The 12,891-nt window shown below is 63.9% G+C and carries 12 protein-coding genes; 5 read left to right on the forward strand and 7 right to left on the reverse strand.

The features are described 5' to 3' along the window. Positions 1-14 precede the first annotated feature (14 nt). Positions 15-2,081, forward strand: coding sequence for a flagellar biosynthesis protein FlhA (gene flhA, locus V2L18_RS00245; protein WP_336176358.1), 2,067 nt, complete (start codon positions 15-17; stop codon positions 2,079-2,081). A 107-nt stretch (positions 2,082-2,188) separates the two neighbouring features. Here the strand turns inward: flhA and V2L18_RS00250 are convergent, their stop codons facing one another. The 4 genes from V2L18_RS00250 to V2L18_RS00265 form a co-directional block, all read right to left on the reverse strand. Then, entirely contained in the window at positions 2,189-3,181 is a 993-nt protein-coding gene (locus V2L18_RS00250; protein ID WP_336175623.1) for a DMT family transporter, read from the reverse strand. Between the two features lie 181 nt (positions 3,182-3,362). Then, the gene (locus V2L18_RS00255; protein WP_336175625.1) at positions 3,363-3,659 is read right to left on the reverse strand and encodes a hypothetical protein; all 297 of its coding nucleotides are present in this window, start codon (positions 3,657-3,659) and stop codon (positions 3,363-3,365) included. Positions 3,660-3,885: 226 nt separating this feature from the next. Beyond that, the gene (gene mtnA, locus V2L18_RS00260; protein WP_336175626.1) at positions 3,886-5,019 is read right to left on the reverse strand and encodes an S-methyl-5-thioribose-1-phosphate isomerase; all 1,134 of its coding nucleotides are present in this window, start codon (positions 5,017-5,019) and stop codon (positions 3,886-3,888) included. A 118-nt stretch (positions 5,020-5,137) separates the two neighbouring features. Beyond that, entirely contained in the window at positions 5,138-5,617 is a 480-nt protein-coding gene (locus V2L18_RS00265; protein ID WP_336175628.1) for a YbaK/EbsC family protein, read from the reverse strand. 198 nt (positions 5,618-5,815) lie between these two features. Here V2L18_RS00265 and V2L18_RS00270 point away from each other — a divergent pair, with 198 nt between their 5' ends. Then, positions 5,816-6,421 (forward strand): hypothetical protein, encoded by a 606-nt coding sequence (locus tag V2L18_RS00270; protein ID WP_336175630.1) that lies wholly within the window; start codon positions 5,816-5,818, stop codon positions 6,419-6,421. A gap of 27 nt (positions 6,422-6,448) precedes the next feature. On the opposite strand, the gene V2L18_RS00275 is transcribed toward V2L18_RS00270, so the two are convergent. After that, entirely contained in the window at positions 6,449-7,366 is a 918-nt protein-coding gene (locus tag V2L18_RS00275) for a metallophosphoesterase (protein ID WP_336175632.1), read from the reverse strand. Between the two features lie 452 nt (positions 7,367-7,818). Between V2L18_RS00275 and V2L18_RS00280 the strand changes: the two genes are divergently transcribed. Continuing rightward, positions 7,819-8,301, forward strand: coding sequence for an NUDIX domain-containing protein (locus V2L18_RS00280; RefSeq protein WP_336175634.1), 483 nt, complete (start codon positions 7,819-7,821; stop codon positions 8,299-8,301). Between the two features lie 14 nt (positions 8,302-8,315). Here V2L18_RS00280 and V2L18_RS00285 read toward each other — a convergent pair whose 3' ends face one another. Further along, the gene (locus tag V2L18_RS00285) at positions 8,316-9,284 is read right to left on the reverse strand and encodes a glutathione S-transferase family protein (protein ID WP_336175636.1); all 969 of its coding nucleotides are present in this window, start codon (positions 9,282-9,284) and stop codon (positions 8,316-8,318) included. Positions 9,285-9,781: 497 nt separating this feature from the next. Between V2L18_RS00285 and V2L18_RS00290 the strand changes: the two genes are divergently transcribed. Continuing rightward, complete coding sequence (locus V2L18_RS00290; protein ID WP_336175638.1) at positions 9,782-10,324, forward strand: N-acetyltransferase; 543 nt, start codon at positions 9,782-9,784, stop codon at positions 10,322-10,324. A gap of 175 nt (positions 10,325-10,499) precedes the next feature. Beyond that, positions 10,500-10,793 (forward strand): GNAT family N-acetyltransferase, encoded by a 294-nt coding sequence (locus V2L18_RS00295; RefSeq protein ID WP_336175640.1) that lies wholly within the window; start codon positions 10,500-10,502, stop codon positions 10,791-10,793. A gap of 16 nt (positions 10,794-10,809) precedes the next feature. Here V2L18_RS00295 and V2L18_RS00300 read toward each other — a convergent pair whose 3' ends face one another. Then, the gene (locus tag V2L18_RS00300; RefSeq protein WP_336176359.1) at positions 10,810-12,891 is read right to left on the reverse strand and encodes a hypothetical protein; all 2,082 of its coding nucleotides are present in this window, start codon (positions 12,889-12,891) and stop codon (positions 10,810-10,812) included.

Genomic DNA, 12,891 nt, shown 5'->3' on the forward strand with positions numbered 1-12,891 from the left:
GCGGCTTCGGCCTCATGGATATCCTCGGTGTCCTGAAGCGCGGGGACCTGGGGCTTGCGTTCGCGGTGATGACCATCCTCGTGGTGCTCATCCTGCCGATGCCGTCGTTCCTGCTCGATCTGTTTCTTGCCCTGTCGATCACCCTGTCGGTTCTGATCCTGATGACGTCCCTGTTCATTCAGACGCCATTGGAGTTTTCCTCGTTCCCGACGGTGCTGCTGATCGCGACCATGTTGCGGCTGGCGCTCAATCTCGCGTCCACGCGCCTCATCCTTGCCAACGGACATGAAGGCACCGACGCTGCCGGCCACGTGATCCAGGCCTTCGGCAGCTTCGTCATGGGTGGCAATTTCGTCATCGGGATGATCGTCTTCGGCATCCTGGTGATCGTGAATTTCGTGGTGATCACGAAAGGCTCCGGCCGTATTGCAGAAGTCGCGGCGCGCTTCACCCTCGATGCGATGCCCGGCAAGCAGATGGCGATCGATGCGGATCTTTCCGCCGGTCTCATCGACGAGTCGGAGGCACGCCGCCGGCGCACCGAGCTGGAGGACGAGTCCTCGTTCTTCGGCGCCATGGACGGCGCGTCCAAGTTCGTGCGCGGCGATGCCATCGCCGGCCTGCTCATCACCTTCATCAACGTCATCGGCGGCATCATCATCGGCGTGGTGCAGAACGATCTCTCGTTCGCGGATGCCGGGCGTTCGTATACGCTACTGACGGTTGGTGACGGCCTCGTTTCCCAGATCCCGGCGCTGATCGTCTCCACCGCGGCGGGCCTGCTGGTTTCAAAGGCGGGCGTCAAGGGAGCCGCCGACAAGGCGCTTATTTCGCAGCTTTCGGGCTACCCCAAGGCGCTTGGCATGTCCTCCGGTGTCATGGTGGTGATGTCGCTGCTGCCGGGCATGCCGATGATTCCGTTCCTGGCGCTCGGCGGATTGGCCGGCTGGCTGGCGAGCCAGGGCAACAAGGTCCAGAAGCGTCAGGAAGTCGAGAAGGTCGCCGCCCAGGTGGAGGCCGCCAAGCCGGCACCGGCCCCCGAGCCGCCGATCACCGACGCCCTGAAGATGGACGATCTGCGTATCGAACTCGGCTACGCCCTGTTGCCTCTGATCAATTCCGAAAGCAGCACCGGCGACCAGCTCACCGAGCAGATCAAGGCGCTGCGCCGCCAGCTCGCCTTCGATCTCGGTGTCCTGATGCCGCCGGTACGCATTCTCGACAACGTGCAGCTGGGTGCCAACGAATACGTGATCAAGGTCAAGGAGGTGGAAGCCGGCAAGGGCGAGATCCACGCCAACCAGTTCATGGTCATGGATCCGCAGGGCAAGCAGGTGAAGCTGCCCGGCACCCATACGATCGAGCCGACTTTCGGGCTTCCTGCGACGTGGGTCGATCCGTCCCTGCGCGAGGATGCCACCCTCAAGGGCTATACGGTGGTCGATCCGGCGACGGTGATGTCCACGCACCTCACGGAAATCTTGCGGTCAAACGTTTCCGAACTTCTGTCCTATGCCGATGTGCAGAAGCTGCTGCAGGAGTTGCCCGAGGGACAGTCGAAGCTGGTGGACGACATCGTCCCGGGTCAGATCACGATATCCGGGATCCAGCGCGTGCTGCAGATGCTGCTGGCCGAGCGTGTTTCGGTGCGCGATCTCTCTACCATTCTGGAAGGTATCGCCGAGGCGGTCGGCTTCACGCGCAACCCGCAAGTCATCACGGAACACGTGCGTGTCCGGCTCGCGCGCCAGATCTGCTCCGCGAACCAGGCGCCGGGCGGGTACCTTCCGCTCATCAGCCTGTCGCCGAAATGGGAGCAGGCCTTTGCGGAGTCGATCGTCGGGGAGGGGGACGAGCGGCATCTTGCGATGGCCCCCAGCAAGCTTCAGGAATTCGTCGCACAGGTCCGCGATGCCTTCGAAAAGGCCGCACTCGTCGGGGAGGCTCCGGTGTTGCTGACATCCGCCTCGGCAAGGCCTTTCGTTCGCTCCATCGTGGAGCGTTTCCGCGCGCATACCACCGTCATGAGCCAGAGCGAGGTTCACACCCGCGCGAGGTTGAAGACCATCGGATCGGTCTGAGCCGCAGGGCATCCACACGGCCCGGCAGACACGGAAACGCCGCCGGTTCCAAAAGGGGCCGGCGGCGTTTCCTTATCGATACCGTCGACAGACCGGCGCTGTGCGGATTATGCAGCCGGATGCGGCCGGCATGCGCAGTCCTGTCCGGCGGGTGCGGAGTTGTGGTCGCTGGCCGCGGCGTCGATTGACAGGGCCGGCTGGGCATCGGCCGCAGCGACCGGCGGCGGCAGAGGCGCGCCGCGAATGCGCTCGCGCATCAATGTGAGCAATCCGGAAATGATGATGAGCGCGATGCCGGCGAGCATCACCGCATCCACCGTCTCGCGGGCGATCAGCCAGCCGAGCAACAGCGCCCACAGCATCTGGCTGTACTGAGCGGGGGCCAGCGCATTGGCCGGCGCGTGATGGGCGGCGCGCATCAGCAGCACGTTTGCAAGTCCCGCCAGAAGGCCGTAGCCGGCGATGAACACCCATTGTTCGGCGTCGGGCCAGCTGAAATGCGGGATCATCAGGATCGCACACAGCACGATGGGACCGAAGAAGCCTGCGCCATAGAGGGAAATGCGCTTCTCCGAAGGGCCCATCGCCCGGAAGAGAATGACCGAGACCGCGCCAGCGAGGCCGCCGAAAAGTGCGCCGAGATGACCGATGGAGAGTTCCCGAAAGCCCGGGCGCAGCACGATCAGCACGCCGAGGAAACCGATGATCACTGCCGCCCAGCGCCGCCATCCGACCCGTTCCTTGAGAAAGAGGATCGACAGGATCGTGACGAACGAAGGAAGCAGGAAGATCAGTGCGAAGGCTTCGGCCATGGGAAGCGTGGAAAAGGCGGCGACACTACCGGCGGAACCGAGCGTCGCGGTTCCAGCCCGCACCATCCACAGCGTCCGGTTCGTGGTGCGGAAAACGTCGGTCCAGCGGTCGCCGGGGGCTTTCACGAATGGAAGCGCCATCAGGCTGAAAACCGACCCGATGCTGGTGATCAGGAACGGATCGAGCTGGTTGTCCAGCAGCTTCACCGAGGCGTCGGAAAACGAAAACGTCGCGAAACTGAGAAAGGCGAGGGCAATGCCCTTTCCGAGACCGGTCTGGGAAGACATGGGATGCTCGTCGTGTTCGGAAATGGATACGCGCCGCGTTCGTCGCCCTCCTCGTTAAAGGGAAGCAGCGCGAAACGGGCGTGTGAGTTGAGGCAATATCCCTGCCGACGCGGGCTCGCAAGCGCGTTGGCGGCATGACTGGTCTGCAGGGTGCGGATGGTATCGGAATGGGGCGCGAGCGTCAGACGGTCTTGTCGAAGCCGGCGTAAAGGGCGTCGAGCTTTTCCTGCCGCTCTTTGACCTGAGCGTTGATCTCGTCCTGGAGCCTGGACTGCACGAGCTGCGTGGTAAGATCGACCTGGCCGGCCACCGCGCTCACGCCCGTTGAAAAGAGATTGGTCGTGGCCTGTTGCTGCGCGTAGAACTTTTCGTTCGCCGCCTGTCGCCGGGCTTTCCATTCGGCATTGTTGCTCGCGAACGAGAATTTCTTCACGCTCGTCAGGGCATATCGTTTCTGATAGCCGACACTGTCAACCACGACGGGCTCCCGAAAGCCTCTCTAGAGCGCTTATCCTTCAGACGGAATCGTCTGAACGACAAGAAACCGCTCCAGATCAATACCTAGAGCATATTCCAATCAGATTGCCTCAATCTGATTGGAATATGCTCTGAGATACTGCCGCTGCGACGGCAGATGCACGCCTCAAACATCGGCGCAATTTCTTAACGAAATCTGAATGACGTCGTGTCCGCAAGCTCTTTGCTCAGGCTGTCCCCACTTGCGGCTCCCGCGCCTGCGCGCTCTGCACGCGTTCGGGGAACATGGCGGCAATCGCGTTCTTGTCGGCAGCGACGACGCCCCGTTCGGTAATCAGCGCCGTCACGAGACGGGCCGGCGTGACGTCGAAGGCGTGGTTGGCCACCGGGGAGCCGCTGGCGACAATCGAAACCGTCTCGATCCGGCCCTCCCGGGTCAGTCCGCAGATCCGCGAGACCTCCTCCCCCGCTCGCTCCTCGATCGGTATTTCGCGCAAGCCGTCATCTATCGTGAAATCGATGGTGGGCGAGGGAAGGGCGACGTAGAAGGGCACGCAATTGTCGCTTGCCGCCAGTGCCTTCAGGTAGGTGCCGATCTTGTTGCAGACATCGCCGGAGGCAGTGGTCCGATCCGTGCCGACGATCACCATGTCCACCTGCCCGTGTTGCATGAGGTGACCGCCGGAATTGTCGGGAATGACCGTGTGGGGCACGCCGTGTCGACCAAGCTCCCAGGCGGTCAGGGCGGCGCCCTGATTGCGCGGGCGTGTCTCGTCAACCCAGACATGCACGGGGATGCCCGCATCGTGCGCCATGTAGATCGGGGCGGTGGCGGTGCCCCAGTCGACGGTGGCAAGCCAGCCGGCATTGCAGTGGGTGAGGATGTTGACGGTCGCGCCCTGGCCTTTGCGATGGGCGATATCGCGAATGATCTCAAGGCCGTTGCGCCCGATCGCGGCGCAGATCTCCACATCCTCGTCGCAGATTTCGGCTGCGCGCAGGTAGGCGCGGGCCGATCTTTCCCCGAGAGGCAATTCGCGCAGAAGCTCTCGCATCTCATCAAGGGCCCAACGCAGATTGACTGCCGTCGGGCGGGTGGCCATCAGCGTGCGGTAAGCGTGGTCGAGACCGGCGTCGCCGGGGTCTTCCGCCATCTGCAGGGCCATTCCATAGGCGGCCGTCGCGCCGATCAGCGGCGCGCCGCGCACCTGCATCGTGCGGATGGCGACAGCGGCCGCTTTCATGGTCTTGAGCGTCACGACGGAGAAGACGTGCGGAAACCGGGTCTGGTCGATGATATCGACCGAGCGCCCATCGTCGTTGAGCCAGATCGTGCGATAGGGCTTCCCATCGACCAGCATCGCGCCTTCTCCTGTTCCCGGCAGTGCCTGCTCGGTCGCTTTCCGTGCCGCGCGTCAAGTCCCTTGCGCGGCGCAATGTGCCATTCTGGCGTGCGGCGGCCGCCAAGACCAGCCCATCTCAGCCTTTCACATTGATCACCGTTGCGCCGGTGGCGTCGCGCAATGCCTGCGGATTTGTCGCGAACACGCAGCGCGGCGTGCCCGCCGCTGCCCAGATCTCGTCCTTGGCGAGAAGATCCTCGTCCATGTAGATCGCCATCGGTTGCGCATGGCCAAGCGGCGGAATGCCCCCGATCGCAAAGCCGGTCACTTCGCGCACATAGGCGGCATCGGGGCGCTGAAGCGGTTCGCCGAGGTCGCGTGCAACCGCCTTCTCGTTCACGCGGTTGTCGCCGGAAACCAGAAGAAGGTAAGGCTTGCCCGAATCGCTGCCCCTGAAAACCAGCGATTTGACGATCTGGCCGACGGTGCTACCCACCGAATCTGCTGCATCCTGCGCCGTCCGCGCGGTTCCCGGAACCTCGACGATGCGAACTGAGAGGCCGGCGGCTTCCGCTGCGTTCCTTACGATTTCCGCGCTTGCAGGCAGCACTGTCATTTTCTCGCCTCGTGAATGTTTACCATGAACGACAGATTACCCGGGGAAGACTCGCGATCAAGTTGTCGCGAAGCTGAAACGGGGCTCTCGCCGTGTTACTTAATGACGTATTAATATAGCGAGACATTCACGCCGATGGTTGCGCCTGCGGAACTCCTTCATATCCGCCCGCGACCGAAGCCCGGAGAAGTGACGGCGATGAGCGATCAGGCGGATAACGTTGTGCCGCATGCCAAGGTTCGCAGCCTGCGCGAGGCGATGCGCAAGGTCCGCTTGGCCGAGGCCGAGCGAACCGACGTCATCATCGAGTTGCAAGAAACCGAAAGAGCCCGCCTCGATATCCTGCGCGAGGAGCTGGAAGGCGTCTCAAAGGAGCTCCCCGAGGATGACGAGCAGTTCATGCTGCAGGTCGTGCCGGGAAATCCGCCGCGAATGTGGGTGGATGTCACGAGCCATGTCGTCATCGCGCGCGATCGGCGGACATATCGCTTCGTGAAGGACACGCGTCTGGGACGAACGGTGCTGCTGGAAACCGATTCTGCGCACGCGATGGCCGATTGCATCACCGAATATGTCGCCGAACGCATGATCGACCGCGAGCGGGCGCTCGAATCGGACTGGCTTCTGAAGCGGCTGCGCGCCGACGCGGACAAGGCGTTGATCGAGGCGGAATCGCGGCGCAATGCCAAGCCGCAGCGCGGCGGTTTCGGCATCGGTACGGCGATCGGCGTGTTCCTGATCGGCCTTGCGATTGGTGTCGCGGGTCTTGTCGGCTACGCCTGGTTCTTCAACACGCTCGGCTGACCGATTGATCTGCTTGCAGGTGCGGGGCTATTCGGCTGCGGCGAGCAGGGCGGCTCCGAGGTCGCGCTCGCGAATGTCCACCACCCCTGCGCCGGGCGTCTCGTATCCGCGCTCGCGCCAGTGACAACGCCAGTCGTTGTCGACCTTTTCGATCTCGAAAATATTGTAGCGTGCCCCGGGCTTCTTGCCTCCCGGTGCGTTCGAGGCTGCCGGAACGCCGACCACAGGCACGGGCCTGTCCGGGCCCTTCAGCCAGTGAAGGCTGTCAACGTGCGTGTGTCCGTGAAGCACCAGCTCGGCGCCGGCCTGCTGGATGGCGGCACGCACGCGCGACCCCGCGACGAGGCGCTTGTGCCAGTCGGTGGAGCCGCGCACGGGCGGATGATGGATCATCACGACACGGAACAGGCCTTCCCGGCCCAACGCTTCCAGGTGTTGGCAGAGGAGTTTGGCCTGACCTGTGCTGACGTGGCCTGTCGCCAGAAACGGAGCGGAGGCGCGCGCGCTGGAAACGCCGACAAGGGCGATATCGTCGCGGCGTCGCACATAGGGATACGTCCCGGCGAGATTTTCCTGATCGCCGCGCATGTACGGCCCCCAGGCATCGCTTGCCTTGCGCAGGGCTCCGGGGACATAGGCATCGTGATTGCCGGGCACCACGGACACGTCTTCGGGCGCGCCAAGCGCATCGAGCCAGCGCCTTGCCGGACCGAGTTCCGCGTCGATCGCGATATTGACGAGATCGCCGGTCAGGGCGATGTGGTCGGGCTCCTGCACCTTGAGGTCGGCGACCAGTCCATCGAGATGTGCGGTGGTGAACTTGGAGGCGCGGTTGCGCTGCCAGTTCAGGTAGCCGATCGCTCGCTTGGACGCGAGTTCCCGCAGCGTCGGGCTCGGCAGCGGGCCAAGATGCGGATCGGAAAGATGAACAAGCTTGAAGGTCATGCCACCATCATCGCTTCCTCGGCGCGCAGGTCAAGGAGAACGGGACGGCGATCGAGCGAAATGGCGCGAACCGGATTCGCCCGCCGGGCAACGGCCTCGGGCCGCCTCAATTGAGCGGGAAGGTCGTCAATGCGATCGAATGGCGGGCGTGATCGCTGGCCAGAGCGGGCTTCCAGTGGAAGCGACGACGACGCGTGCGGGAGAACAGCGAGGTGAACATGACGAACTCGAATTTCTGGATCGGGGTTTTCGCCAGTCCGCGCCTTTCTCCGGGCGCGATATTTCCTGACGGTGCGGAATTGAAATGGCATCGTCGCGGCTAATAGGGAAGCGCATAAATCGCGTGTCCGGCATGCATTCGGCGCATGGTCGCAAAGGCTAATTCTTCATGAATCAGCTCCTATCCTTCAATACAGCCGCACAAATGCCTGCGTATGGGGCGTGATTATAAAATGACCACGAAAATTGTACGGTGGCTCAAGCCCCTGACCCGAACCGTCATTGCGTGGGGAGCGCTGCTTGCGCGCCCGATGACGGTCGGCGTCCGCGGCGCGGTCTTCGACGGGAAGGGGAGGGTCTTTCTGGTTCGGCACACATATCTGCCGGGGTGGTACTTGCCGGGCGGCGGCGTCGATCCGGGCGAAACGTCTCAGACGGCCGTGATCCGCGAGTTGCGCGAGGAAGGCAATATCGAGGTGGAGGACAGGCCGGAGCTGTTCGGCCTTTATCTGAACGCCCGCCTTTCGCGTCGAGATCATGTGGCGCTCTACGTGATCCGGCGTTGGCGGCAGCCGGAGCCGCCGCGCGTGCCGAACCGCGAGATTGTGGAAGCCGGGTTCTTTCCCCTCGACGATTTGCCCGCCGAGACGACTCCGGCCACGTGCCGGCGCCTGCAGGAAATCGGCACCGGCGTGCAGCTCGACGAGATCTGGTAGGCGGGAAGTCCGGTTCAGGCGGCGAGCCTGCCCCGGTCATGCGAGCGCATGAAATCGAGTTCCGGACCCACCGGCACGATCCCCGTTGGATTGATGGTCTTGTGGCTTCCGTAGTAGTGCCGCTTGATGTGATCCATGTTCACCGTCTCCGCCACACCCGGCACCTGATAGAGTTCGCGCAGGTAGTTGGAGAGATGCGGATAGTCGGCGATACGGCGCAGGTTGCACTTGAAGTGGCCGACATAGACCGCATCGAAACGCACCAGCGTCGTAAACAGGCGCCAGTCGGCCTCGGTCAGCCGGTCGCCCACGAGATAGCGCTGGCGCGACAGGCGGTCGTCCAGTTCGTCGAGGGTTGCGAACAGCGCCTTGAAGGGCTTTTCGTAGGCCTCCTGGCTGGTCGCGAAACCGGCCTTGTAGACCCCGTTGTTGACCGTGTCGTAGACCTTCGCGTTGATCGCATCGATCTCGGCCCGCAGTTCTTGCGGATAGAAGTCGTCCTTGCGGGCGCCCAAGCCGTCGAACGCGCTGTTGAGCATGCGGATGATCTCCGCACTCTCGTTGGAAACAATGGTCTTGCGCTTCTTGTCCCACAGCACAGGCACGGTGACCCGGCCGGTGTAGGTGGGATCGGCCGCGAGATAGACTTCGTAGAGCCGCGTCGCGCCGTTGACAGGATCCGGTTGTGCGAAGGTCCAGCCTTCCTCGAGCATCAGCGGCTCCACCACCGAAACCGAGATCATGTCCTCAAGCTTCTTGAGCTTGCGGAAGATGAGCGTGCGATGCGCCCAGGGGCAGGCATAGGCCACGTAAAGGTGGTAGCGGCCCGCCTCGGCTTCGAAACCGCCCTCGCCGGAAGGTCCGGGGGCGCCGTCGGCAGTCACCCAGTTGCGGAACTGCGATTTTTCGCGTTCGAACGAACCACCGGTCTTGTCGGTGTCGTACCAGCGATCCTGCCACTTTCCGTCGACCAGAAGTCCCATGGCCAGATCCTTTCGGTTGTATCGCGCCACCTGTTGCGGCGCATGATCGTCATGGAGGTCAACCGCATCGAGGGCTTTCGGGTTCCCCGAAGATGCGATCCTCATCGTCGAGGCAAGGTAACAGTCCGGCGAGCGGCCTGCATGCATGTGGACGCAGCGTTCACCGCCGACGAACGGACAGCGATGAAGTTTCGTCAGGTCGCTCGCGCAATCGTACTGGACGCCGTGAAGCCGGCATGGTATCGGCACTGCCTCGCAAATGTGCGAGCGTGTTTTTCGGAACAGTACCCGTCATCCGGGTACATGCAGGACGGGCATTCACAGTGATCCAGCAGCGACGACGAATGGGCTGACCGCGCTTTAAGCGCATCCAACGCCTTTGCCTTGTCCGCTGCCTGTCGATCCCGACAATTTCTCTGCTCCGTCCAACTGCGCGCTGCCGCGCGCCGTACGGCAGGCCGGACTGCTTGAACCACCTTTCCAAGCAGGATCACGTTATGCCCACCCTCGCCTACGATATCCGGCCCGAGATGCCGGAAGATGACGCCGCAATCGAAGCCCTCCACGCAGATGCTTTTGGTCCCGGCCGGTTTGCGCGCACCGCGTTCCGGATCCGCGAAGGCGTGCCGCACGATCCGCGCCTGAGTTTCGTGGCGGAGCTGGACGGCGAACTTCTCGGCGCCGTCCGCCTGACACCGATCCGCATCGGCGTCACCCCGGCCCAGCTTCTGGGGCCGCTTGCGGTCGTGCCCACCCACAAGGGCGTAGGCATCGGGCGCGCGCTGATGCGCCGGACGCTCGAAGAGGGCGCAAGGCTTGGCGAAGGGCTCGTGTTGTTGGTGGGGGATCTGCCGTATTACGGGCCGTTCGGGTTCAATCGCGTGCCGCAGGGCCGGATCCTGCTGCCCGGTCCGGTCGATCCCGCGCGGTTGCTGATCGCGGAACTTGCCGAGGGGGCAATGGACACGGCCCATGGCATGGTCCACGGCGGACGCACCAGGGCGGAGCTTGTCGCGGGAACCGTCGGCGCTAGTTCCTGACAGTCGGGTGCGATCCCGCAAGCGTCACGGCCGGATTGAAGGATGGGCAGCGGCAGAAATACCCACGACCGAGTTCCGCCAAACCGTGAAACGACCTGAGCGCCTGTTTTCTGGTGGGATCGTCTGAACGACAGGAAACCATCCCAGATCAATACGCGGCAGGAGAGGTATAGCGATGAGCGACAAGGATTTCACGCTGGAGGAAACCGAAACCCGGGGCCGCGTTGTCTATCGCGAGCCGGGGATGGGCGAGGCGGAAAGCACCTTTTCGAAGGCGGGCGCCAACCTTCTTATCATCGACCACACAGAAGTGCCGGAAGACTACCGCGGACAGGGGGTAGCTCTGCAACTCGTCACGCGCCTCATTGAGCATGCGCGTGCCACGGGCCGCAAGATCACCCCGCTTTGCCCCTATGCCGCCGCCCAGTTCGCCCGTCATCCCGACTGGAACGACGTTCTGGCCTCCTGAGGCTCGACAATCGGCCTTATCGTCCTTCGCGGTACCAGGTCGCCGAGATGAGGCCCAGCAGGATCGCAAGACCGAGGAAGCCGATGAAGAGCGGCAGGCGGTCAACTCCCTTCAACACGCTCGATTCCGTCATCTTCAGCCCAAGCCAGCCCGATCCCGCATAGGAGGTCGCGCGATTGAGCGCGACGACGCGGGGAATATCGGGCTCCTCGCCGCGCCCTTCCAGCCGACGCACGCTGCCACCGGTCGCCTCCGCAAGCGGCGTGAGCGGTTTGGGCGATGACAGGACATCGGCGAACTCGCGCGGGTTCGCGGGGCCGATATTGGCAAGGGCCGTGCGCTCGCCGTCGCTCACCGAATAAAGGCCGATATCATCCGTCCGGATGGTCGTTCGCCACAGCCCCGGCTCGGCCTGCTGCAAGGTGACGGTCCGCTTTTCGCCGGTCGGCCCGGTGATCTCCACCGGATCCACCGTATCGCCGAGCGTCTGGCGTTCCACGGTCAGTTCGTGGCCGCGGCTTGTCGCTCTCAGCGCCTCTTCCTCCAGATCCGGCTCCTTCATTAGCCAGTGAGCTAGCCGGCGCAGCAATTGCACATGCGGCCCGCCGCCCTCGTAGCCGCGTGCCCACAGCCACACGTGATCGGACAGAAGCAGCGCGACCCGGCCCTTGCCCTGTCGGTCGAGGATCAGGAGAGGCTTGTCCTCAGGCCCGTTCATGACGACCTCGCCCTGGTGATCGACGGTGTCGATCAGACGGAACCAGTGGCTCCAGTCAGGGGTCTCGCCGCGGCTGCCCGGCAGGCCGCGGGTGACCGGGTGGCGCTGGCCGAGAGCGGAGATTCGCGGCAGGAACGGTTCTTCCAGGATCCGGCCGGACGGTTCCGCCGGCATGACGGTGGCCAGCGGCGTGCGATAGAGGCTGCCGGCCTCGGCATATTCCGGACCGGTTGCCATCAGCAGCGCGCCGCCGTCGCGCACGTAGCGGGCGATGTTGTCGAAGTAGAGGATCGGCAGCACGCGCCGGCGCTTGTAGCGGTCGAAGATGATCAGGTCGAAATCGTCGATCTTGACCGAGAACAGCTCGCGCGTGGGAAAGGCGATCAGCGAGAGCTGGCTGATCGGCGTGCCGTCCTGCTTTTCCGGCGGGCGCAGGATCGTGAAGTGGACCAGATCGACCGCCGCATCCGATTTCAGGAGGTTGCGCCAGGTGCGCTCGCCCGCGTGCGGTTCGCCGGAAACAAGCAACACGCGCAGGTTCTCGCGCACGCCATCGACCGTGATGACGGCGCGGTTGTTCAGTGTGGTGAGCTCGCCTTCCAGGGGCTCCACCTCGAACTCGAAGATGTTCTGCCCGCCATGGGTGATCTCGACGGGAATGTCGACCGTCACGCCCGGCGCGACCATGCGGCTGTCGATCTCTTCTCCGTCGCGCCGCACGGTCATGCGCGCGGGCGCAGCGTCGAGGCCCTGACCTGCCTGCGCCACCCGCAGCCGGACTTGCTGTTGTTTGCCGACCAGACCGAAGCGGGGCGCCCGCTCGATGACCACCCGACGGTCGCGCTCGTTCGCATGCCCGGTGATCAGCGCGTGGAGGGGAGCGTTGAAGCCCAGCGCGCCCGCATTCTCGGGAATGTCGTGCACCTGGCCGTCGGTGACCACGATGGCGCCGGCGATGCGGTCCGGGGGAACGTCGGCCAGTTCCTGGTTGAGGGGTCCGAAAAGCGCGGTTCCGTCATTTTGAAGGTCGCTGCGGGCACGCCCCGCATCGATGACGCGGACCTCGACGTTGGGGAGCGCTTCAAGGCGGGTCTTGAGCGCGGCGACCGTCTTGTCGGTCGTCTCGCGGCGTCCGTCGAGGTCCTGGCTCTGGCTGTGATCGGCAACGAGGGCCACGACGCTGGAAAGCGGTTCGCGTTCCTCGCGTTCCACGGCGGGGTTGAGCAGGGCGAGCAGAAGGGCGGCGAAGGCGCAGGTGCGCACGAGCGTGCCGCGCTGGCGCCGCCAAAGGGCAAGGCCCATCAGAACGGCGGCGACACAGGCAAGCGCAATGATCAGCCACAGCGGCACGAGCGGCGCGAAGTCGAGGCTCCAGGTCAT

The sequence above is a fragment of the Breoghania sp. JC706 genome, assembly GCF_037026715.1.
GTDB lineage: Bacteria > Pseudomonadota > Alphaproteobacteria > Rhizobiales > Stappiaceae > Breoghania.